Below are 22,903 nucleotides of genomic sequence, written 5' to 3' on the forward strand. Positions count from 1 at the left end.
GCCGTTGTGCCGTGTCGTTGGATGCGCATTATAGGGAGTTCGCGCCGCGCGGCAACCGCTAATTTGCATAAAATCGATCGTTTGCTGCATTCCACAGCAAAAGGCCGCCTTATACGCAGTTATGCACAAATTTATCCACAATGCCCGACGCAGAGTAATTTTGACGAGCATCGCGCAAACGTTTTCGCTACAATGCCCGCGCAAATTGGCCGCCCCTATTGGGGCGTTACCTGAAGCTTTTGTTTCTTTATAGAGAGAAGAAATGCAGGCTTGATGTAACGCTCTTTACTTGCGAACCAAAGCCAAGGGATAAAACCACCATGCAACAACCTCGTCCTGTCCGCCGTGCGCTACTCAGCGTCTCTGATAAAGCCGGTATCCTCGAATTCGCTCAGGCACTTTGCAGCCGCGGTGTTGAACTTCTCTCTACCGGCGGCACTGCTCGCTTGTTGGCTGATGCTGGCCTTCCGGTTACTGAAGTTTCTGACTACACCGGTTTTCCAGAAATGATGGATGGCCGGGTGAAAACGCTGCATCCGAAAGTGCATGGTGGCATTTTGGGCCGTCGCGGCCAGGATGATGCCATCATGGCAGAGCATCAGATTGCGCCAATTGATATGGTTGTCGTCAATCTCTACCCTTTTGCAGAAACCGTTGCACGCGAAGGTTGCTCGCTGGAAGACGCCGTTGAGAATATCGATATTGGCGGGCCAACCATGGTGCGCTCTGCCGCCAAGAATCACAAAGATGTGGCGATCGTAGTGAAGAGCAGTGATTACGAAGCCATCATCGCAGAGATGGATACCAACAATAACTCGCTACAGCTGGTGACGCGTTTTGATTTGGCGATCAAAGCTTTTGAGCACACCGCCGCTTACGACAGCATGATCGCTAACTACTTTGGCAGCATGGTGCCTGCCTATCACGGCGACTCAGCGGAACCTGCGGGTCGCTTCCCGCGCACGCTTAACCTCAACTTCATCAAAAAGCAGGATATGCGTTACGGTGAGAACAGCCATCAGGACGCGGCCTTCTATATAGAAGAGAACGTCACGGAAGCCTCAGTGGCTACCGCACGTCAGGTTCAGGGCAAGGCGCTCTCTTATAACAACATTGCTGACACCGATGCTGCTCTTGAATGTGTGAAAGAATTTGATGAGCCCGCCTGCGTTATCGTTAAACACGCTAACCCCTGCGGCGTAGCCATCGGCGAGAGTCTGCTCAATGCCTATGAGCGTGCATGGAAAACCGATCCTACTTCAGCCTTTGGCGGCATTATCGCGTTCAACCGCGAGCTGGATGAAGCAACAGCCCAGGCAATTGTTAGCCGTCAGTTCGTTGAAGTGATCATTGTGCCAGCGGCCAGTGAAGCTGCTTTAGCCATTACCGCCACCAAGCAGAACGTTCGCGTTCTGATTTGCGGTCAGTGGCAGGCGCGCCAGCATGGCCTCGATTTCAAACGCGTCAACGGCGGTCTGCTGGTTCAGGATCGCGATCTTGGCATGGTGGATGAGAGCCAGCTGCGCGTGGTTAGCCAGCGTCAGCCCACCGAGCAGGAACTGCGTGATGCGCTGTTCTGCTGGAAAGTGGCCAAATTCGTTAAATCCAACGCGATTGTTTACGCGCGCGATAAGATGACCATCGGCATTGGTGCCGGTCAGATGAGCCGCGTGTACTCGGCTAAAATTGCCGGTATCAAAGCCGGCGATGAGGGGCTGGAGGTAAAAGGTTCGGCGATGGCATCTGACGCCTTCTTCCCGTTCCGCGATGGTATTGATGCCGCCGCCGCCGTGGGTATCACCTGTGTGATCCAGCCTGGCGGTTCAATCCGCGATGAAGAGATCATTGCCGCTGCCAACGAACACGGCATCGCGATGATCTTCACCGATATGCGTCACTTCCGTCATTAATCAGCAGGAGAACCGAACGATGAAAATTCTGGTCATTGGCAACGGCGGACGTGAACACGCGCTGGCATGGAAGGCGGCTCAGTCGCCGCTGGCGACAACCGTTTATGTCGCGCCCGGTAATGCCGGTACGGCGCTGGAACCTGCGCTGCAAAATGTGGATATCAGCCCAACCGATATTCATGGCCTGCTGCGATTCGCACAGAGCGAAAATATCGACTTAACGATTGTGGGTCCGGAAGCCCCGCTGGTGATTGGCGTAGTTGACGCCTTTCGCACTGCCGGTCTGAAAATTTTTGGCCCCACGCAGGCCGCTGCACAGCTAGAGGGATCGAAAGCCTTTACCAAAGACTTTCTGGCACGCCATCACATTCCCAGCGCGGAATACCAGAACTTCACTGCGGTTGAACCTGCCCTGGCTTATCTGCGGGAAAAAGGCGCGCCGATTGTGATAAAGGCCGATGGTCTCGCGGCGGGCAAAGGCGTGATTGTGGCGATGACGCTGGAGGAAGCGGAAGCTGCCGTAGAAGATATGCTGGCGGGCAATGCTTTTGGCAATGCGGGCCATCGCATCGTGATTGAAGAGTTTCTGACCGGCGAAGAAGCCAGCTTTATCGTTATGGTGGATGGCGAAAACGTTCTGCCAATGGCCACCAGCCAGGATCATAAACGCGTAGGCGATGGTGATACCGGCCCTAATACCGGCGGCATGGGCGCCTATTCACCTGCTCCGGTCGTCACTGATGAGATTCATCAACGCGTAATGGATCAGGTTATCTGGCCAACGGTGCGCGGCATGGCAGCCGAAGGCAACGTCTATACCGGCTTTCTCTATGCGGGCCTGATGATCGATGATGAGGGGCAACCCAAAGTCATTGAGTTTAACTGCCGCTTTGGCGATCCGGAAACGCAGCCCATTATGTTGCGTATGCAGTCGGATCTGGTTGAGCTGTGCTTGGCGGGCTGCGAAGGCACGCTGGATCAGCAGGATTCACAATGGGATCCGCGTCCGGCATTGGGCATCGTGCTGGCCGCAGGCGGCTATCCCGGCGATTATCAGACCGGTCTGCAGATTCATGGCCTGCCTCTGGAACAGCCAGACGACCGCAAAGTGTTTCATGCCGGCACCAAAATGCAGGGCGATGTGGTGGTTACCAATGGCGGGCGCGTCTTGTGCGTCACGGCGTTAGGTGACGATGTTGCCGATGCGCAGCAGCGTGCTCGCGAACTGGTGAAAGACATTTCATGGACCGGCAGCTTCAGCCGCAGCGATATCGGCTGGCGCGCAATCGATCGTAAGTAGCTTGTATTCGGCAGGGGCACACGGTGTCCCTGCTGTTAAAAGGTTGCCTCTCGCGGTTGCCACTGGCAATCATCGGCCTGCCCCTGCAACAACAATTCATTGCCATCTGGTCCTTCCAGCCACGCTAGCATCGTCGCCTGTTTGTCACGCATCCACATCTGGCTGATACGCTGGCGCGTTGCGGCATCGAAGTCCGGCGTTAAAATAGTCCCTTCACAGCTTTGTACACGGCCATCGCCCAGCCAGTGTCCCTGATGCAACATAATCCGGCCTGCCAGCAGTGCGTCACTGATATCGCGCATCCGACCAGCATCGAACTGATAGAGCGCCACCGTTTCGTCACTGACCGCTTGCCGCTGCCCCGCTAGCTGGCGCTGCATAAAGCTCAGCTTACCCTCGGCGTTAAAGCGCAACGTCACATCATCCGGCTGATCGCCTTTTACCTGGCGCGCAATGCTCATCAGCTTTCCGTCCACCCAGTTGTAATGCGTCACGTCTGCCGTTCCACCGCTAAATGGGGTAAAGACAGTCATCATGTGTACGCTGTCACGATCGCTGTTTTTGCGCCAGATGCGGACAACACCGCGATCGGCAAGATAGCCGCTGGCCGTAAAATCGGGAAGAGAAGAGTGAGAGCTGCAGCCAACAAGCAGAACGCTCAATATGAGGGTGAGGATTTTCATAGGGTCCCGCGGACGAGAGCGATGCTGGATATAAGGAATCAGGTTTATCAGGAGGAGAAAACAAAAGGGCTTTTAAGCCCCTCTGTTTAAACCTTTTACTACTACAAAACTTACTTAACAGCGTCTTTCAGTGCTTTACCAGATACGAACGCTGGTACGTTTGCAGCAGCAATTTTGATTTCATTGCCAGTCTGCGGGTTGCGGCCAGTACGCTCAGCACGATGGTTAACCTTAAAAGTACCAAAACCAACCAGTTGTACAGCATCACCATCTTTAAGAGACTCAGTAATCGCTGCCAAAGTGGATTCCAGAGCTGCTTTAGCCTGGGCTTTTGACAGATCCGCTTTGTCTGCAATTACATCGATCAGTTGAGTCTTGTTCATAAGTTATCCTTACAGTGTATTTATCGCTTGCTAAGCATCAAGTGCGAGGGAAAAGCCAACGGCTGGCACTCTTCAGCCTGCGCGCACCGATAGCCACATTTTTCAGCCCCCCAAATGTAGACCAGACGGGGGGCGAATGTGAAGCCTTTAGGCGCGACAAATCAGGCCTGGAGTCACGTTTTATCGCCTTACTGCTGAATTTTTATACCGATGTTGCTGAATCCGTCTTCCCGCAGGTCTGAACGTAATCCTTTTATCAATTCCACGTCGCGTTCTTCACAGGCGGCAAGCAGGCGAAATATCTCCCATTGCGCGTCCCATTCGTCGATGACGCCTTGATTATCTTTTAACTCATCATCGGACATTTCCTGTCCGGATTGGGTCATTTCCAGCATCGCCACGGTAGTGATTGAGGTCTCGCTGACTTCGATCGCCCGATCCAGCGTGTCGCCACTCAGCAGCGCATGCACCGTTTCACTCAGAGCAACACAGGCATCGATAGCGGGATAAACGCCATACACATCGAAATCATCGCCGTTGGGGATCGCCTCTTCGAATTTCTCCAGCTGGCTGTCGAAATTGATTTTGGCATCTTTTACCGTCAATGACTCCCACACCAGATCGAGCAGACGACGATAAAGCTGAGCATCGGCAAAACCGGTCTGCTGATGAAACGCCCAGTAGTTGGGATACATACGTTCACACAAACAGGCCATAAACGTCATATGCTGCCAGCTTTCTAACTTCTCCAGCCGCAGATGAATTGGGTTACGTAACATGGGGCAATCTCTTGGTGATTTTTCTGCCGGCAGTGTACAGCAAAAGCGGCATTAAGGCTGCTGTTGCCAGCGAACAAAGGCCGGTCGACGTGACGCCACCGCATCTGCCCAGCGCGTCGGTTCGGGCAGGCGATATCCGCCCATGCAGCGTTCAACCCACTCCAGCGCGGTATCGGTGCTAACGCGATGGCCGGTCGAGACAAACAGTGGATTGCAGCGCTTTTTGCTGCGCCATACCCAGGCCAGCTGCTCACCTTTGTCCATCAGCGGCTGGCGAGCGCCAGGCTCTTCCGACAGGTCAGCAAACTTACCGCATAACCGACGCTTCGCCACGCCAATGGTCGGGACATCCACCATCAGACCAAAATGGCTGGCAACCCCGAGTCGACGCGGATGGGAAATGCCATGGCCATCTACAAACAGCAGATCCGGATGCTGATCGAGCTGCTGCCATGCTGCCAGTAAGGCCGGATATTCGCGGAACGAGAGGAAGCCAGGAATGTAGGGCATCGTTGTGGCTACGCGCGCCACCGTGTGCGCCACCAGCTTCATTGAGGGATACTCCAGCAGCACCAGCGCGGCGCGCGTCACGTCGCCTCCCTCTTCAAAACCAACGTCGGCACCGCCGATTAAACGGGGTGGCATAACCTCAAAGTCATCATGCCGCACAACCTGCGCAGCACGTTCAATTTGTTCGGCGCGTAAAGCCTGTATATCCACGGTTACTCCTGATGATATTTTCGCGACAGCTTATGCACTGCCTCGACAAAAACGCCGGCATGTTCTGGTGGTACATCCTGATGAATACCATGGCCCAGGTTAAAGACATGCCCGTTGCCGTTGCCAAATCCCTGCAAAATAGTTTCCACTTCCTGCTCAATCCGTGCAGGCGGTGCATAAAGCATAGAAGGATCCATATTGCCCTGCAGCGCAACCTTGTCGCCTACGCGGCGGCGCGCATCAGCAATATCCATCGTCCAGTCCAGCCCCAGCGCATCACAGCCGGTGGCTGCCATCGCTTCCAGCCATTGATTACCACCTTTGGTGAACAGCGTGACGGGCACACGGCGCCCCTCATTTTCGCGTTGCAGACCATCGACAATTTTGTGCATGTAATGCAGTGAGAACTCAAGGTAGTCACGGCCGGTGAGCACGCCGCCCCAGGTATCGAAAATCATCACCGACTGGGCGCCAGCGCGGATCTGCGCGTTGAGGTAAAGGGTGACGCTGTCAGCCAGCTTGTCGAGCATCGCGTGCAGCGTGGTCGGCTCGGCATACATCATTTTCTTGAGTTTGGTAAACGCCTTGCTGCTCCCGCCTTCCACCATATAGGTAGCCAACGTCCACGGGCTGCCGGAAAAGCCAATCAGCGGCACCTCGCCCTGCAGATTTTTGCGAATGGTGCGCACGGCATTCATGACGTAGCCCAGTTCCTGTTCAGGATCGGGAATCGGCAGTTTATCAACGTCGGCACGACAGGTAATCGGAGAGGAGAAACGCGGGCCTTCACCTGCCTCAAAATAGAGCCCTAATCCCATGGCATCCGGAATCGTCAGGATATCGGAGAACAGAATCGCGGCGTCCAGCGGATAACGCCGCAGCGGCTGCAGCGTCACCTCACAGGCGAGTTCGGCATTTTTACACAGCGACATAAAATCGCCTGCGATGGCGCGCGTCGCTTTATACTCCGGCAAATAGCGGCCTGCCTGGCGCATCATCCAGACCGGCGTGACGTCTACAGGCTGGCGCAACAAGGCGCGCAGATAACGATCGTTCTTCAATTCACTCATGGCTAAAATCTCTTAAAAACAGGCGCGCAGTGTAGCATTCATTCTGCTTCTGCGCGGCACAGGGCAACGGTATCTTCAATGAGCCGACGCGCGACGGTGCCTGCTGGCGGCAACAACGGCAGCTGGTCATAACGGAACCAGTCGGCATCCAGTAACTCTTTTTTATCGGGCTGCAGATCGCCGCTGTCGTAGTCCGCCATAAAGGCCACCATCAATGACTGCGGGAAAGGCCAGGGTTGTGACGTGACATAACGTACGTTTTTCACCTTCACGTTGCTCTCTTCCATCACTTCGCGCGCCACCGTCTGCTCCAGGGTCTCCCCGACTTCGACAAATCCGGCAAGCACGGTATAAATATTGCTGCGATGGCGGGCGTGATGCGCCAGCAGAATGCGATCGCCGCGGCGGATCGCCACGATAATGCAGGGCGCAATCTGCGGATAGTAGCGCTGGCGGCAATGCGGACAGAGTGCCGCAAACTCGCGGGTGCTGAGATTCATTTCATGACCGCAGTAACCACACCAGCGATGTGAGCGATAAAACTCCGCCAGCTGCACTCCGCGCCCGGCCAGCTGGAACAGTCCCACATCCAGATCGATTAGCTGCCTGACCGACATCATGTGCTCGTCGCGGTTTTCACGAATTAGCCACACCGTTTCGCCCTGCCATTCGCCTACTGGCATCGCCTGTGCGCCGACCAGAGCAAATTTTTCCGCCGATCCGTACGGTAATTCGCCATCAGGTAACCAAAGTTTGTTTTCATGGCTGACAATCCACCAGCCTGCGTCTACGCTTGAGATCTCATGTTGCATAAATAATGGTTATCCTTCGCTTTTACTGGCACTCTGAAGAAGTTGCAGGACCAAATGCATTGAAACTATAACTCACACGGAGTCAATTATGCTCAACCAGTTAAATCTCCTGACAGAGCGCGTAGGTGGAAGTAACGAACTGGTAGATTTTTGGCTGAATGCTCGCCGCCAGCTCCTCGTTACGTATTACCAAACGGTAGGGATCAAGCCTGGCAAATCGCCGCTGACCGTACTGGATGAAAAAGCGCTGGATAATTTTTGCCAAAATTTAGTCGATTATCTGTCGACCGGCCATTTCAGCGTATATGAGCGCATTATTGATGACGTTGAAGGCACCAGCCCTCTTAACGCCGCCGCGCAAATCTACCCGGCGCTGCAGCTGAATACTGAACGTCTGATGGCGATTTACGATACGCATCTTGAAAATGCCATCGATGATGATAACTACATCGCTTTCCAACAGGCACTGTCTGAAGTTGGCGAAATCCTCGAAGCTCGTTTTACGCTGGAAGATACGCTGATTCAGTTAGCGTCTGAGACCAATCTTGTTCATGCGCCTGTGGCTAACGACGAAGTTATCGCGCGCCCGGCATAAGGTTGATCTTGTAGTTTGAAAATGGCCTCATTATGCTAATGGGGCTTTTTTGTACCACGCAACTGTGGTTGCGCCGTGATGGCTGAGCATCGCCATTGCTTCTTCTTGTCGGAGTGCCTTAGGGCTGAGACCGTTTATTCGGGATCCGCGGAACCTGATCAGGTTAGAACCTGCGAAGGGAACAAGAGTAAATCTACTCAGAACGGCATTGTGCCGTCTGTACAGACATCGTCTGTTACTCCTTCCGAACTCCGGACAAGCAAATTCCTCATCTGAAATGGAACCTTGCTATGTCTGTTACACCATCCAATCGCCGTGAACAACGCGCGCATGCTCAGCAGTTTATTGACTCCCTGCAGGGCACCGCTTTTCCTAATTCTCGCCGCATCTGGCTGATCGGTAGCCAACCCGATATTCGCGTACCTTTGCGCGAAATTCAGGTCAGTCCTACCTTAATCAGCGGCGACAGCGCGACGCCGCGCTATGAAGCCAACGAAGCCATTCCTGTTTACGATACTGCCGGGCCCTATGGCGATCCACTGGCGGAGATTGATGTGCGCCGCGGTCTGCCGCGCATACGTGACGGTTGGATAGCTCAACGTGACGACAGTGAAACCATTAGTCAGCTCAGCTCGGGTTACACGCAGCAACGTCTGGCCGATGAAGGGCTCGATCATCTGCGCTTTGAGCATCTGCCGCAGCCACGCAGAGCCAAAGCAGGCAAGTGTGTTACCCAGCTTCACTATGCGCGCCAGGGCACCATCACCCCGGAAATGGAGTTTATCGCCCTGCGCGAAAACATGGGCCGCGAACGTATTCGCGGTGATGTGCTGCGCCAGCAGCATGCAGGCAACGCCTTTGGTGCCGAATTGCCGGAAAATATTACCGCCGAATTTGTACGTCAGGAAGTTGCCGCCGGCCGGGCGATTATTCCGGCCAACATTAACCATCCGGAATCAGAGCCGATGATCATTGGCCGTAATTTTCTGGTGAAAATCAACGCCAACATCGGTAACTCTGCGGTGACCTCTTCCATTGAAGAGGAGGTGGAGAAGCTGGTCTGGTCAACGCGCTGGGGGGCCGATACGGTGATGGATCTCTCCACCGGCCGTTATATTCATGAAACGCGCGAATGGATTTTACGCAACAGCCCGGTGCCGATCGGTACCGTGCCGATTTATCAGGCGCTGGAAAAAGTGCATGGCATAGCGGAAAACCTTAACTGGGCGATTTTTCGCGATACGCTACTGGAACAGGCTGAACAAGGCGTCGACTATTTCACTATTCACGCTGGCGTGCTGCTGCGCTATGTGCCGATGACCGCAAAACGGCTTACCGGTATCGTTTCACGTGGCGGCTCAATTATGGCGAAATGGTGCCTGTCTCATCATCAGGAAAGTTTTCTTTATCAACATTTTCGCGACATCTGTGAAATCTGTGCCGCGTACGATATCTCGCTTTCGCTCGGCGACGGGCTGCGCCCCGGCTCGATTCAGGATGCCAATGATGAAGCGCAGTTTGCCGAGTTGCGGACGTTGGGCGAGCTAACCCGTATCGCCTGGGAATATGATGTGCAGGTGATGATTGAAGGCCCGGGACATATTCCAATGCACATGATCCGTCGTAATATGACCGAGCAGCTGGAACATTGCCACGAGGCCCCCTTTTATACGCTGGGCCCGCTGACCACGGATATTGCGCCCGGCTATGATCACTTCACCTCAGGCATTGGCGCGGCGATGATTGGCTGGTTCGGCTGCGCGATGCTCTGCTACGTGACGCCAAAAGAGCACCTCGGCCTGCCCAACAAAGAAGATGTGAAACAGGGTTTGATTACTTACAAGATCGCCGCGCACGCTGCCGATCTGGCTAAAGGGCATCCCGGCGCGCAGATCCGCGACAATGCGATGTCGAAGGCACGCTTTGAATTCCGTTGGGAAGATCAGTTCAATCTTGCGCTTGATCCGCATACCGCGCGTGCTTATCACGATGAAACGCTGCCGCAGGAATCGAACAAAGTCGCGCACTTCTGTTCTATGTGCGGCCCCAAATTCTGCTCAATGAAAATTACGCAGGAAGTGCGTGACTATGCGGCGAAACAGGCAGCCGCCCAGCCGATTGATGTTGGCATAATGCCGCGCGGTGATGACATTCACCCGCCAGTGGGCGCGATTAACGAGGAGAAACTGTGATGCTACCCTTCCCTGCTACCGCGCCGCGCCTCGGCCTCTATCCGGTTGTGGATAGCGTTGAGTGGATCGAGCGCCTGCTTTCAGCTGGCGTACGAACGATCCAGCTACGCATCAAGGATCGTTCGTCGATCGACGTTGAGCCTGCAATCGTTGCCGCTATTGCGCTGGGCAAAAAATATGCAGCCCGCCTGTTCATCAATGATTACTGGCAGCTGGCGATCGAGCATCAAGCTTATGGCGTTCATCTTGGTCAGGAGGATCTTGAGGTTGCCGACCTGCAAGCCATTCAGCAGGCCGGTTTGCGGCTCGGGATCTCCACGCATGATGATGCTGAGCTGGATCGTGCGCTGGCGCTGCGTCCGTCTTACATTGCGTTAGGGCATATTTTTCCTACCCAAACTAAAGCGATGCCCTCAGCGCCGCAAGGCATTAGCGAGCTGCAGCGCCATCTGGCTCGGCTGGGAGAGATGCCAACGGTGGCGATCGGCGGAATATCACTGGCGCGCGCGCCGGAGGTATTGGCGACCGGGGTGGGCAGCATTGCCGTCGTCAGTGCCATCACGCAGGCCGCTGACTGGCGTCTGGCCACCGCCGAACTGCTGGCACTGGCGGAACCGGATCAACGCTGAGATATAGCAAGAACGGAACGCGCCTCGTGCTCTGCCTGTTAGCAGCTGTCACGAGGCGCGGTATTTTTCGACACGCCTCGTAGCAGCAAGGTTTACTGCTCGAACGCCGTATCTCTGACGATTACAGTGCGCCTGTCGAACAAGCCTGTTTGACCAGGGCCAGTTGTTTCTCCTCTCTGGCCCTGCCTTCCCACCGCTATTCTGTCGATAATGCCGGCAATGCATCTACGGCACAGGCTGCCATCGCGTGCTCCACGGCGGCACCCAGAACAGCCAGCGCCTGCTCGGCTCGATGATCCATCGGTAACGCAAAATTAAGGCGCAGGCAGTTACGGTATTTCCCGGAAGCGGAAAATAGCGAGCCCACCGCTACCTGCAATCTTGATTCGCTAAGCGTCCGGTTCAACCGTACAGCATCAAACGGCTCCGGCAATTCAATCCACATCAGGAAGCCACCAGCGGGACGCGAAACACAGATGCCGCAGGGAAAGTAGTGGCGTACCCAACAATTTAGCGTCTCGTAATTGCGCTGGTAGATCTGACGCATACGGCGCAGGTGCGGTAAATAGTGTCCCTGGCGAATAAACTCAGCCACCGCCATTTGCGTCTGCGTGGCAGTAGAGCCGGTGGCGATGTATTTCATATGGATAACGCGATCGCGATAGCGCCCCGGCGCCACCCAGCCTACCCGCAGTCCCGGCGCCAGGGTTTTGGAAATCGAACTGCAAAGCAGCACGCGGCCATCGAGATCCCAGGATTTCAGGCTCCGTGGCCGCGGATACTCCCAGGTCAGTTCGCCATAAACATCGTCTTCGATGATGGCAGCATCGTAGCGTTGCGCCAGCGACAGCAGCGCTTTCTTACGATGCTCCGGCATGATAAAACCCAGCGGATTATTGATATTGGGCACCACAATAATCGCCTTCACCGGCCACTGCTCAAAAGCGAGTTCCAGCGCTTCGAGGCTAATACCGGTGGCGGAATCCGTTGGGATTTCGATAACCCGAATGCCAAAGCCGCGCAGCGTTTGCAGCGTACCGTGAAATGCAGGTGATTCAACGGCGATAATATCGCCTGGCTGGCAAACCGCCCGTACCGATACCGAGAGGGCTTCATGACAGCCGGTGGTGATAACAATGTCGTCTGCGCTGAGCTGACAGCCACTGTCAATGGCGAGGCGTGCAACCTGTTCGCGCAGCGCAGGCAGGCCCTGTAACGTATCGTAGTTAAGCAGACGCGGATCCTGCTTTTGTGCCAGCCGTGCCATGATTTTCCACAGCGGCTTCAATGTCGGCTGGGTGACATCCGGCATGCCACTGCCCATCTGCAAAATATCTTCTTCCTGCCGGCTGTTCAGAAGATCCAGCACGGCATCCCATTGCGTAATTTCTACCGGGCGCTGAGCGGGCCGGGTCATCGCTGGCAGCGGCGGCGTAGCTTTGTGCAGGCTGACAAAGTAACCCGAGCGCGGTTGCGGCGTAATCATCTGCTTCTCCTCCAGCAGATGATAAGCCTGCTGTACGGTGCTGATACTGACGCCATGTTCAGCACTTAATATCCGCACGGACGGTAAGCGCTCACCGCTACGATACAGGCCCTGCTCGATGCGCCGGGCCAACAACGCTGCCAGCGTTTGATAACGTGTCACGATAGATTTCTCCGTTCTTTCGCCAGACCAGTACAGATGGCGCCCGTTTTCATCATTCAGATCTAATTTGGCCCAATCTGTATGTTAATAAAAGGTGTTTTTTGCATCTGTATTGCCAGCGGTGTCGGGATGACAATGTGCTCAGTAACTTACTGAGGAGGCAATAATGGAAGCGGGCGAAAACAGATGTGGCAAACTGATGGGCTTGTGTAGCGTGTTTACCTTGGGAAAGGTAATCGTTAACGGTATACGCAGCAGAATTTTACGTTATCAGACACGGCGAATTCTCAGTCGTCTGACTGACAGTGCGCTAAAAGATATCGGCGTCACGCGCGACGATCTCAGAAAATATTGATGCTGTTTTTCTGGCATAAAAAAACCGCTCCGAAGAGCGGTTTTTATTTATCAGCGTATCAACGATGATTAATCGTCTTTACCGCCAAGGCCTGCGTTCAGCAGCTCTGCCAGGCTGGCAGATGCTTCGTCAGCAGTAACCTGCGGCGCAGCAGGTGCTTCGCCATGCAAACGACGACGCATGCGCTCCTGATGGTAAGCATAACCGGTACCGGCCGGGATCAGACGACCCACGATAACGTTCTCTTTCAGGCCGCGCAGTTCATCGCGCTTGCCTGCTACAGCAGCTTCGGTCAGGACACGCGTGGTCTCCTGGAACGATGCTGCAGAGATGAACGATTCGGTTGCCAGCGACGCTTTGGTAATACCAAGCAGATCGCGTGCAAAGGTCGCGCCGACTTTGCCGTTCGCTTCCAGATCGCGGTTAGCAATCTTGATGCGAGAGAACTCCGCCTGCTCACCGTCGAGGAACTCGGTGCTGCCTGAGCTCACGATGGTCGCTTTACGCAGCATCTGACGTACGATGACTTCGATGTGTTTATCGTTAATCTTAACGCCTTGCAGACGGTAAACTTCCTGCACTTCGTTAGTGATGTAACGGGTCACAGCATGGACGCCACGCAGACGCAGAATGTCATGCGGAGATTCCGGACCGTCGGAAACCACGTCACCGCGTTCCACACGCTCACCTTCAAACACGTTGAGCTGACGCCATTTTGGAATCATCTCTTCGTAAGCTTCGCTGCCGTCAATCGGGGTGATAACCAGACGACGTTTGCCTTTGGTCTCTTTACCGAACGAGATGATCCCGCTGATTTCAGCAAGGATAGCAGGCTCTTTCGGACGACGCGCTTCGAACAGATCGGCAACGCGTGGCAGACCACCGGTAATATCTTTGGTACCGCCAGATTCCTGTGGCACACGCGCCAGCGTATCACCGGAGCTGATTTTCACACCATCTTCCAGCTGAACAATCGCTTTACCTGGCAGGAAGTACTGAGCAGGCATATCGCTGCCTGGGATCAATACATCGTTACCGTTGGCATCAACGATTTTCAGTGCAGGACGCAGATCTTTACCACCTGCGGTACGTTCAGCACTGTCCAGCACCACCAGCGATGACAGACCGGTTAATTCATCAGTCTGACGCGTAATGGTTTGACCGTCGATCATGTCAGTGAAACGGATGAAACCGCTCACTTCGGTGATAACCGGCATGGTATGCGGATCCCAGTTTGCAACGGTTTCGCCCGCGGCAACTTGTTCACCATCACCTTTCGCCATGGCTGCACCGTAAGGAACTTTATAGCTCTCTTTAGTACGGCCAAATTCATCGATCATTTTCAGTTCGACGTTACGCGAGGTGATCACCAGCTTACCGGCCGAGTTCGTTACCGACTTGGCGTTGGTCAGCTTGATGGTACCTTTGTTTTTCACCTGGATGCTGGATTCAGCAGCCGCACGCGATGCCGCACCACCAATGTGGAACGTACGCATGGTCAGCTGCGTACCCGGCTCACCGATGGACTGTGCAGCGATAACGCCGATGGCCTCACCTTTGTTGATGATGTGACCACGTGCCAGATCGCGACCATAGCAGTGAGCACACACACCAAAGTCGGTTTCACAACCTACTACGGAGCGTACTTTCACGCTGTCCACTGAGTTCTCTTCCAGCAGGTCACACATGTGCTCATGCAGCAGCGTGTTGCGTGGAACCAGAATATCAGCGGTGCCGGGTTTCAGCACATCTTCAGCGGTAACACGACCCAGTACGCGCTCGCGCAGTGGTTCTTTAACGTCACCCCCTTCGATTACCGGCGTCATCAGGATACCTTCGTGGGTACCACAGTCGTCTTCGGTAACAACCAGATCCTGTGCAACGTCAACCAGACGACGCGTCAGATAACCGGAGTTCGCCGTTTTTAGTGCGGTATCCGCAAGGCCTTTACGCGCACCGTGCGTCGAGATGAAGTACTGAAGTACGTTCAAACCTTCACGGAAGTTTGCGGTAATTGGCGTCTCGATGATGGAACCATCTGGTTTCGCCATCAGACCACGCATACCGGCCAGCTGACGAATCTGCGCAGCAGAACCACGCGCACCGGAGTCGGCCATCATAAAGATACTGTTGAAGGAAACCTGGCGCTCTTCTACACCGTCACGGTTGATGACCAGTTCAGTAGAGAGGTTTTCCATCATCGCTTTCGCTACGCGTTCGTTAGCGGCAGCCCAGATATCGATAACTTTGTTATAGCGTTCGCCAGCGGTAACCAGACCCGACTGGAACTGCTCCTGAATCTCAGCAACTTCCGCTTCCGCTTCGCTGATGATTTCTACTTTTTTGGCCGGGATAACCATGTCATCGATACCAACAGACGCACCTGAACGGGCCGCATAAGCGAAACCGGTGTACATGGTCTGGTCAGCAAAAATAACGGTCGGCTTCAGGCCCAGAATGCGGTAACAGGTGTTCAGCATTTTGGAGATCGCTTTCTTACCCAGCGCCTGGTTGACGATGGAGTAAGGCAGACCTTTAGGCACGATCATCCACAGAATGGCACGGCCAATCGTGGTATCGATGATGCTGGTTTTAGCAACCCACTCTTCCTGCTCGTTCTTCTCGTGTTCGGTAATACGCACCTTAACGCGAGCGTGCAGAGAAGCCAGGCCAGCGCGGTAAACACGCTCAGCTTCTTTCGGGCCGGTCAGCACCATGCCTTCGCCTTTGGCGTTAACACAGTCACGGGTCATGTAATACAGACCCAGTACAACGTCCTGAGAAGGAACGATGATTGGCTCGCCGTTCGCAGGTGACAGGATGTTGTTGGTAGACATCATCAGCGCACGTGCTTCCAGCTGGGCTTCCAGCGTCAGCGGTACGTGAACAGCCATCTGGTCACCATCGAAGTCGGCGTTGTATGCCGCACAAACCAGCGGATGCAGCTGGATCGCTTTACCTTCGATCAGAACCGGTTCAAAAGCCTGAATACCCAGACGGTGCAGCGTTGGCGCACGGTTCAGCAGAACCGGGTGCTCGCGGATCACTTCGTCAAGGATATCCCAGACAACCGCTTCCTCGCGCTCAACCATTTTCTTCGCAGCTTTGATGGTAGTGGCGAGGCCACGCAGTTCCAGCTTGCCGTAAATGAACGGTTTGAACAGTTCGAGTGCCATTTTTTTCGGCAGACCGCACTGATGCAGACGCAGGTATGGACCAACGGTGATAACCGAACGACCGGAGTAGTCAACACGTTTACCCAGCAGGTTCTGACGGAAACGACCCTGCTTACCTTTGATCATGTCAGCCAGTGACTTCAGCGGACGCTTGTTGGAACCGGTGATCGCACGACCGCGACGGCCGTTATCCAGCAATGCATCCACAGCTTCCTGCAACATACGCTTTTCGTTGCGCACGATGATATCTGGCGCAGCCAGATCCAGTAGGCGCTTCAGGCGGTTGTTACGGTTGATCACACGACGATAAAGGTCGTTAAGATCGGAAGTCGCAAAACGGCCGCCGTCCAGCGGTACCAACGGACGCAGATCCGGTGGCAGTACCGGCAGCACGGTCAGGATCATCCACTCTGGCTTGTTACCAGACTGAACGAACGCTTCCAGCAGCTTGATACGCTTGGTCAGCTTTTTACGTTTGGTTTCGGAGTTAGTTTCGTTCAGCTCTTCGCGCAGCTGCTCGCACTCTTGCTCCAGATCCATGTTTTTCAACAGGGCCTGGATCGCTTCCGCACCCATTTTCGCATCGAATTCGTCGCCAAACTCTTCCAGCGCGTCCAGATACTGCTCTTCAGTCAGGATCTGGCGCTTTTCGAGGTTGGTCATGCCGCCTTCGATCACGACATAAGATTCAAAATAGAGCACGCGCTCGATATCGCGCAGCGGCATGTCTAACAGCAGGCCGATACGTGATGGCAGTGATTTCAGGAACCAAATGTGAGCCGTTGGTGATGCCAGTTCGATATGACCCATGCGCTCACGGCGCACTTTAGTCTGCGTAACTTCAACGCCACACTTCTCACAAATCACGCCACGGTGCTTCAGGCGCTTGTACTTACCGCACAGGCACTCATAGTCTTTGACTGGCCCAAAAATACGGGCGCAGAACAGACCGTCACGCTCAGGTTTGAACGTACGGTAGTTGATGGTTTCTGGCTTTTTAACTTCACCGAAAGACCATGAACGGATCATATCTGGCGAAGCCAGAGCAATTTTGATCGCATCAAACTCTTCAGTTTTAGTTTGCGCTTTTAGAAACTTAAGTAAGTCTTTCACGGATTAGCTCCCGTCGGAGTGAGACTTCTCAGGGACGTCCAGCCTGCGCCGGACGCCCTGTAACCAGTACAAATGCGAGCACTTTCCAATTACGGAGTTATTCGTCTTCAAGCTCGATGTTAATACCCAGCGAGCGAATCTCTTTCAACAGTACGTTGAACGATTCTGGCATGCCCGGTTCCATCTGATGGTTACCGTCAACGATGTTTTTATACATCTTGGTACGGCCATTAACGTCATCAGACTTCACGGTGAGCATTTCCTGCAGCGTATAAGCGGCACCGTATGCTTCCAGTGCCCATACTTCCATCTCACCAAAGCGCTGACCACCGAACTGTGCTTTACCACCCAGCGGCTGCTGAGTAACAAGGCTGTAGGAGCCGGTAGAACGTGCATGCATCTTGTCATCAACCAGGTGGTTGAGTTTCAGCATGTACATGTAGCCAACGGTAACCGGACGCTCAAACTGCTCCCCGGTACGGCCATCAAACAGGGTAATCTGACCAGAAGTTGGCAGATCGGCCAGTTGCAGCAGCTCTTTGATTTCGCTTTCTTTTGCACCATCGAATACTGGCGTTGCGATTGGCATACCTTTTTTCAGGTTCTCTGCCAGACGCAATACTTCGTCATCCGTGAAGGTCGCCAGATCAACTTTCTGACGCACATCAGCGCCCAGATCGTAAGCGCGCTGGATAAAGTCACGTAACTTGCTGACTTCTTCCTGCTTTTTCAACATCGCGTTAATTTTCTCACCGATGCCTTTCGCCGCCATACCCAAGTGGGTTTCGAGGATCTGACCGATGTTCATACGCGATGGAACGCCCAGTGGGTTCAGAACGATGTCAACCGGCGTACCGTTTTCATCGTAAGGCATATCTTCGATCGGGTTGATCTTGGAGATAACACCCTTGTTCCCGTGACGACCCGCCATTTTGTCACCCGGTTGAATCTGACGTTTAACGGCCAGATACACCTTAACGATTTTCAGCACGCCTGGTGCCAGATCGTCGCCTTGGGTGATTTTACGGCGCTTGGCTTCGAGTTTTTTCTCAAACTCGTGCTTCAGCTCGTCATACTGCTCTGCCAGCTGTTCCAGCTGATTTTGCTTTTCTTCGTCAGTCAGGCTCAGTTCAAGCCAGCGCTCGCGCGGCAGCTTGTCCAGTTTTTCCGCTTCAACACCGCCGGAAACCAGCACGTAGTTGATACGGGCAAACAGGCCTGCTTCGAAAATCTGCAGCTCTTCAGTCAGGTCTTTCTTAACCTGCTTCAGCTGCATCTCTTCGATCTCCAGCGCACGCTTATCTTTTTCCACGCCATCGCGGGTAAAGACCTGAACGTCGATAACCGTACCGGAAACACCGTTCGGCACACGCAGAGAGGAATCTTTAACGTCTGACGCTTTCTCACCGAAGATAGCGCGCAACAGTTTCTCTTCTGGCGTCAGCTGGGTTTCCCCTTTCGGCGTTACCTTACCAACCAGAATGTCACCGCCGGTCACTTCCGCACCGATATAAACGATGCCGGACTCATCCAGTTTAGAAAGCGCTGCTTCGCCCACGTTCGGGATATCAGCAGTAATCTCTTCTGGCCCCAGTTTGGTGTCACGCGACACGCAAGCCAGTTCCTGGATGTGAATGGTGGTAAAGCGATCTTCCTGTACTACGCGTTCAGAGACCAAAATGGAGTCTTCGAAGTTGTAGCCGTTCCACGGCATGAACGCCACGCGCATGTTCTGACCCAGCGCCAGCTCACCGAGATCGGTGGACGGGCCATCAGCCAGCACATCACCACGTTCAATCGGCTCGCCCAGAGAAACACATGGCATCTGATTGATACAGGTGTTCTGGTTGGAGCGTGTGTACTTGGTCAGGTTGTAGATATCGATACCCGCTTCACCCGCGTGCATCTCATCTTCGTTGACTTTAATCACGATACGAGAGGCATCAACGTACTGAATGGTACCACCACGTTTCGCTACGGCAGTTACGCCGGAGTCTACCGCTACCGCGCGCTCCATACCGGTACCAACCAGCGGCTTATCAGCACGCAGAGTTGGAACCGCCTGACGTTGCATGTTTGCACCCATCAATGCGCGGTTGGCGTCATCGTGCTCCAGGAACGGGATCAGAGATGCACCGACGGAAACTACCTGCTGGGTAGAAACGTCCATGTAATCAACCTGATCGCGACTGAACAAGCTCGATTCGCCTTTACTACGGCAGGTCACCAGGTCATCAACAAACGCACCCTCTTCAGTGAGGTTGGTGTTGGCCTGAGCGATAACGTAGTTACCCTCTTCAATCGCAGAGAGGTAATGAATTTCATCGGTAACCAGACCTTCGCGTACGCGACGGTATGGGGTTTCAAGGAAACCATACTCGTTGGTCTGTGCATACACAGACAAGGAGTTGATCAGACCGATGTTTGGACCTTCCGGCGTTTCGATTGGACACACACGACCGTAATGCGTCGGGTGAACGTCTCGAACTTCAAAGCCTGCACGCTCACGCGTCAGACCGCCCGGGCCGAGAGCAGAAATACGACGCTTATGCGTGATCTCTGATAACGGGTTGTTCTGGTCCATAAACTGTGAAAGCTGGCTTGAGCCGAAGAACTCTTTAACAGCAGCAGAGATCGGTTTAGCGTTGATCATATCCTGCGGCATCAGCGTATCGAGATCGCCCAGTGAGAGACGCTCTTTAACAGCACGCTCTACACGGACCAGACCGACGCGGAACTGGTTTTCGGCCATTTCGCCAACGGAACGGATACGACGGTTGCCGAGGTGGTCAATATCATCCACTTCGCCAATACCGTTACGGATACCAATGAGCTTTCTCATCACCTGAATGATGTCGTCTTTGCTCAGGATACCGGAACCTTCGATCTCGTCACGCAGCAGAGAACGGTTGAACTTCATGCGGCCAACCGCAGAAAGGTCATAGCGATCTTCGGAGAAGAACAGGTTCTCAAACAGATTTTCTGCAGCTTCACGCGTTGGCGGCTCGCCAGGACGCATCATACGGTAGATTTCTACCAGTGCGCTCAGACGATCGCTGGTTGGATCAACACGCAGCGTTTCAGAAATATAAGGACCGTGGTCGAGGTCGTTGGTGAACAGCGTTTCGATGCGCTTGTGACCCGCCTGGCTCATCTTCGCCAGCAGATCCAGCGACAGCTCCATGTTGGCAGCAATGATCAGCTCACCGGTATTTTCGTCGATGTAATCTTTACCAACGACTTTACCTGCGATGTACTCAACCGGCACTTCAATATGCTGAATGCCATCTTTTTCAAGCTGACGAATGTGGCGCGCGGTAATACGGCGGCCTTTCTCAACGTAAACGCTGCCATTCGCTTCAATATCAAAAGAAGCAGTTTCGCCACGCAGGCGCTCTGGCACCAGTTCCATCTGCAGCTTGTTGTCGCGAATTTCATAGACAACTTTGTCAAAGAACAGGTCAAGAATCTGTTCAGTGGTAAATTGCAGCGCGCGCAGAATGATAGTGGCCGGCAGCTTGCGACGACGGTCAATACGAACAAACAGGTTGTCTTTCGGGTCAAACTCAAAGTCGAGCCATGAACCACGGTAAGGAATAATACGTGCGTTATAGAGCACTTTACCCGATGAGTGGGTTTTACCCTTATCGCTGTCAAAGAAGACGCCCGGGCTACGATGCAGCTGAGAAACAATAACGCGCTCGGTACCATTGATAACAAAGGTACCGTTATCGGTCATGAGCGGAATTTCGCCCATGTACACTTCTTGTTCTTTGATGTCTTTTACGGTGCCTTCAGGCGCTTCACGTTCGTAGATCACCAGACGCAGTTTGACGCGCAGCGGTGCCGAATAGGTCACGCCACGAATCTGACACTCTTTCACGTCGAAGACCGGCTCACCCAGACGGTAGCTGACGTATTGCAGTTCAGAATTACCGCTGTAGCTTTGAATCGGGAATACGGAACGGAACGCCGCTTCCAGACCATATTGGCCTTCGGGATCTTGCTCGATGAACTTCTGGAACGAGTCAAGCTGGATAGAAAGGAGATAAGGAATATCCAAAACTTGTGGACGTTTTCCAAAATCCTTACGAATGCGTTTTTTCTCGGTATAGGAGTAAACCATAGGGTTCCTCAGCTAGCTGACAAGTCGACCCGCGCTGTCCGATTTGAAGGACAGTTCATGCAACACGATTATGATTTTCAGCAAAGGCATGACACCTGCTGCAATACATCTTTCTATCACTCTTAAATCATTTCATCACTGTTGCGACGGCAGGGAACCTTGCAGGACAGCAGTATATTAAGTCGTCGATAGAAAAAGATATTATAGAGACATTCAATGGACAAACTGTGCGAAACCCCATTGAGGTCCCTTAGCGCAAAAAGGCTGGTGACCCAAAAGTCACCAGCCATCAGCCTGATTTTATTCAGACTGCAACCCTAAGGCTGTCTTACTTAATTTCAACTTCAGCGCCAGCGTCTTTCAGAGCAGTTTCAAGTGCAGCTGCGTCGTCTTTGCTGATGCCTTCTTTGATTGCAGCTGGAGCAGCTTCAACCAGGTCTTTAGCTTCTTTCAGGCCCAGACCAGTTGCGCTACGTACAGCTTTGATTACTGCAACTTTGTTCGCGCCAGCAGCTTTCAGGATAACGTCAAATTCAGTTTTCTCTTCAGCAGCTTCAGCGGCAGCAGCAGGACCTGCAGCTACAGCAGCAGCAGCAGAAACGCCGAATTTTTCTTCCATAGCGGAGATCAGTTCAACGATTTCCATTACAGACAGGGCTGCAACGCCTTCGATAATTTGTTCTTTAGTGATTGACATGTCAAATGTTCCTGGAATTCAGATTAGGGATATACGTTAGCAAAAGTACGTAATGAGAAAGATTAAGCTGCTTCAGCTTCTTTCTGATCACGGACTGCAGCCAGAGTGCGAACCAGTTTGCCGGCAGCGGCTTCTTTCATGGTTGCCATCAGGCGTGCGATTGCTTCATCGTAAGTAGGCAGAGTTGCCAGGCGATCGAGCTGATCAGCGCTGATTAACTCACCTTCAAAGGCCGCAGCTTTAACCTCAAATTTTGCATTCGCTTTCGCGAATTCTTTGAACAGACGAGCAGCAGCGCCCGGATGTTCCATAGAATATGCAATCAAGGTTGGACCAACAAACGTGTCTTTCAGGCACTCAAACTGAGTCCCTTCAACGACGCGGCGCAGCAGGGTGTTGCGAACAACACGCATGTAAACGCCAGCTTCACGACCTGCTTTACGCAGTTCGGTCATTTTGTCTACGGTAACGCCGCGAGAATCCGCAACAACCGCAGACAGCGCGCCTTTGGCCACTTCGCTGACTTCAGCAACAATCGCTTGTTTGTCTTGAAGATTTAATGCCATTAGCTTTTGCTCCTGGATTTTAGCCGGAGAAGGATTTCCCCGGAACTCACTTCACTTATTTGCCCGAAGGTGAATAAGCGCTAAATCACGGTGAGCAGAATCCAGTAAAGACTATTCAAAATATTCTTTTCGGCTCTGTCACCGTCTAC

At 53.5% G+C, this 22,903-nt stretch carries 17 protein-coding genes and 1 riboswitch; of the genes, 6 read left to right on the plus strand and 11 right to left on the minus strand.

What is annotated here, in order from left to right:
• Positions 1-320 precede the first annotated feature (320 nt).
• Complete coding sequence (purH, locus tag EM595_RS16005) at positions 321-1,910, plus strand: bifunctional phosphoribosylaminoimidazolecarboxamide formyltransferase/IMP cyclohydrolase (RefSeq protein WP_067434364.1); 1,590 nt, start codon at positions 321-323, stop codon at positions 1,908-1,910.
• A gap of 19 nt (positions 1,911-1,929) precedes the next feature.
• Positions 1,930-3,210 carry a phosphoribosylamine--glycine ligase gene (gene purD, locus EM595_RS16010; protein WP_067434367.1) on the plus strand — a complete coding sequence of 427 codons (1,281 nt, stop codon included), beginning with the start codon at positions 1,930-1,932 and terminating at the stop codon, positions 3,208-3,210.
• Positions 3,211-3,245: 35 nt separating this feature from the next.
• Here purD and EM595_RS16015 read toward each other — a convergent pair whose 3' ends face one another.
• The 6 genes from EM595_RS16015 to nudC all read right to left on the minus strand — a co-directional run bounded on the left by EM595_RS16015 (position 3,246) and on the right by nudC (position 7,657).
• Positions 3,246-3,893 (minus strand): DUF1481 domain-containing protein, encoded by a 648-nt coding sequence (locus EM595_RS16015; protein WP_067434371.1) that lies wholly within the window; start codon positions 3,891-3,893, stop codon positions 3,246-3,248.
• Positions 3,894-4,003: 110 nt separating this feature from the next.
• Positions 4,004-4,276, minus strand: a complete 273-nt coding sequence (gene hupA, locus EM595_RS16020; RefSeq protein ID WP_067434374.1) for a nucleoid-associated protein HU-alpha — start codon at positions 4,274-4,276, stop codon at positions 4,004-4,006.
• Positions 4,277-4,464: 188 nt separating this feature from the next.
• Positions 4,465-5,055 (minus strand): YjaG family protein, encoded by a 591-nt coding sequence (locus tag EM595_RS16025; RefSeq protein WP_067434377.1) that lies wholly within the window; start codon positions 5,053-5,055, stop codon positions 4,465-4,467.
• Positions 5,056-5,106: 51 nt separating this feature from the next.
• Entirely contained in the window at positions 5,107-5,775 is a 669-nt protein-coding gene (gene nfi, locus EM595_RS16030; RefSeq protein ID WP_067434379.1) for a deoxyribonuclease V, read from the minus strand.
• Positions 5,776-5,777: 2 nt separating this feature from the next.
• Complete coding sequence (gene hemE, locus EM595_RS16035) at positions 5,778-6,845, minus strand: uroporphyrinogen decarboxylase (protein WP_067434382.1); 1,068 nt, start codon at positions 6,843-6,845, stop codon at positions 5,778-5,780.
• A 38-nt stretch (positions 6,846-6,883) separates the two neighbouring features.
• Positions 6,884-7,657: an NAD(+) diphosphatase gene (gene nudC / locus EM595_RS16040; RefSeq protein ID WP_067434385.1), complete on the minus strand. Its 774-nt coding sequence runs from the start codon at positions 7,655-7,657 to the stop codon at positions 6,884-6,886.
• Between the two features lie 88 nt (positions 7,658-7,745).
• On the opposite strand from nudC, the gene EM595_RS16045 reads away from it, so the two are divergent.
• The 3 genes from EM595_RS16045 (at position 7,746) to thiE (ending at position 11,073) form a co-directional block, all read left to right on the plus strand.
• Positions 7,746-8,252: an Rsd/AlgQ family anti-sigma factor gene (locus EM595_RS16045; protein WP_067434388.1), complete on the plus strand. Its 507-nt coding sequence runs from the start codon at positions 7,746-7,748 to the stop codon at positions 8,250-8,252.
• A gap of 99 nt (positions 8,253-8,351) precedes the next feature.
• Positions 8,352-8,450: riboswitch (TPP riboswitch) on the plus strand.
• Between the two features lie 92 nt (positions 8,451-8,542).
• Positions 8,543-10,444, plus strand: a complete 1,902-nt coding sequence (thiC, locus tag EM595_RS16050) for a phosphomethylpyrimidine synthase ThiC (protein ID WP_067434390.1) — start codon at positions 8,543-8,545, stop codon at positions 10,442-10,444.
• Positions 10,444-11,073 carry a thiamine phosphate synthase gene (gene thiE, locus EM595_RS16055; protein ID WP_067434393.1) on the plus strand — a complete coding sequence of 210 codons (630 nt, stop codon included), beginning with the start codon at positions 10,444-10,446 and terminating at the stop codon, positions 11,071-11,073. The genes thiC and thiE overlap by 1 nt, the downstream gene beginning before the upstream one ends.
• Positions 11,074-11,269: 196 nt before the next feature.
• Here thiE and EM595_RS16060 read toward each other — a convergent pair whose 3' ends face one another.
• A complete protein-coding gene (locus tag EM595_RS16060; RefSeq protein ID WP_067434396.1) occupies positions 11,270-12,721 on the minus strand; it encodes an aminotransferase-like domain-containing protein in 1,452 nt (483 codons plus the stop codon).
• A gap of 199 nt (positions 12,722-12,920) precedes the next feature.
• Here EM595_RS16060 and EM595_RS21550 point away from each other — a divergent pair, with 199 nt between their 5' ends.
• A complete protein-coding gene (locus EM595_RS21550; RefSeq protein ID WP_419190156.1) occupies positions 12,921-13,076 on the plus strand; it encodes a DUF1127 domain-containing protein in 156 nt (51 codons plus the stop codon).
• A 68-nt stretch (positions 13,077-13,144) separates the two neighbouring features.
• Here EM595_RS21550 and rpoC read toward each other — a convergent pair whose 3' ends face one another.
• From rpoC to rplJ, 4 genes are all read right to left on the minus strand, one after another.
• Positions 13,145-17,365 (minus strand): DNA-directed RNA polymerase subunit beta', encoded by a 4,221-nt coding sequence (rpoC, locus tag EM595_RS16070; protein ID WP_067434401.1) that lies wholly within the window; start codon positions 17,363-17,365, stop codon positions 13,145-13,147.
• A 97-nt stretch (positions 17,366-17,462) separates the two neighbouring features.
• Positions 17,463-21,491 (minus strand): DNA-directed RNA polymerase subunit beta, encoded by a 4,029-nt coding sequence (rpoB, locus tag EM595_RS16075; RefSeq protein WP_067434405.1) that lies wholly within the window; start codon positions 21,489-21,491, stop codon positions 17,463-17,465.
• 328 nt (positions 21,492-21,819) lie between these two features.
• Positions 21,820-22,188, minus strand: coding sequence for a 50S ribosomal protein L7/L12 (gene rplL / locus EM595_RS16080; protein ID WP_067434408.1), 369 nt, complete (start codon positions 22,186-22,188; stop codon positions 21,820-21,822).
• Between the two features lie 62 nt (positions 22,189-22,250).
• Positions 22,251-22,754 (minus strand): 50S ribosomal protein L10, encoded by a 504-nt coding sequence (rplJ, locus tag EM595_RS16085; protein WP_067434411.1) that lies wholly within the window; start codon positions 22,752-22,754, stop codon positions 22,251-22,253.
• Between the last annotated feature and the right edge of the window lie 149 nt (positions 22,755-22,903).

Origin of the sequence: Duffyella gerundensis, from assembly GCF_001517405.1 — a bacterium.
Lineage (GTDB): Bacteria > Pseudomonadota > Gammaproteobacteria > Enterobacterales > Enterobacteriaceae > Duffyella > Duffyella gerundensis.

Excerpts from the sequence above, each read along its gene's own strand:
- purH (WP_067434364.1), top strand. The coding sequence starts at position 321 with ATGCAACAACCTCGTCCTGTCCGCCGTGCGCTACTCAGCGTCTCTGAT.
- purD (WP_067434367.1), top strand. The coding sequence starts at position 1,930 with ATGAAAATTCTGGTCATTGGCAACGGCGGACGTGAACACGCGCTGGCA.
- EM595_RS16015 (WP_067434371.1), bottom strand. The coding sequence starts at position 3,893 with ATGAAAATCCTCACCCTCATATTGAGCGTTCTGCTTGTTGGCTGCAGC.
- hupA (WP_067434374.1), bottom strand. The coding sequence starts at position 4,276 with ATGAACAAGACTCAACTGATCGATGTAATTGCAGACAAAGCGGATCTG.
- EM595_RS16025 (WP_067434377.1), bottom strand. The coding sequence starts at position 5,055 with ATGTTACGTAACCCAATTCATCTGCGGCTGGAGAAGTTAGAAAGCTGG.
- hemE (WP_067434382.1), bottom strand. The coding sequence starts at position 6,845 with ATGAGTGAATTGAAGAACGATCGTTATCTGCGCGCCTTGTTGCGCCAG.
- nudC (WP_067434385.1), bottom strand. The coding sequence starts at position 7,657 with ATGCAACATGAGATCTCAAGCGTAGACGCAGGCTGGTGGATTGTCAGC.
- EM595_RS16045 (WP_067434388.1), top strand. The coding sequence starts at position 7,746 with ATGCTCAACCAGTTAAATCTCCTGACAGAGCGCGTAGGTGGAAGTAAC.
- thiC (WP_067434390.1), top strand. The coding sequence starts at position 8,543 with ATGTCTGTTACACCATCCAATCGCCGTGAACAACGCGCGCATGCTCAG.
- thiE (WP_067434393.1), top strand. The coding sequence starts at position 10,444 with ATGCTACCCTTCCCTGCTACCGCGCCGCGCCTCGGCCTCTATCCGGTT.
- EM595_RS21550 (WP_419190156.1), top strand. The coding sequence starts at position 12,921 with ATGGGCTTGTGTAGCGTGTTTACCTTGGGAAAGGTAATCGTTAACGGT.
- rpoB (WP_067434405.1), bottom strand. The coding sequence starts at position 21,491 with ATGGTTTACTCCTATACCGAGAAAAAACGCATTCGTAAGGATTTTGGA.
- rplL (WP_067434408.1), bottom strand. The coding sequence starts at position 22,188 with ATGTCAATCACTAAAGAACAAATTATCGAAGGCGTTGCAGCCCTGTCT.
- rplJ (WP_067434411.1), bottom strand. The coding sequence starts at position 22,754 with ATGGCATTAAATCTTCAAGACAAACAAGCGATTGTTGCTGAAGTCAGC.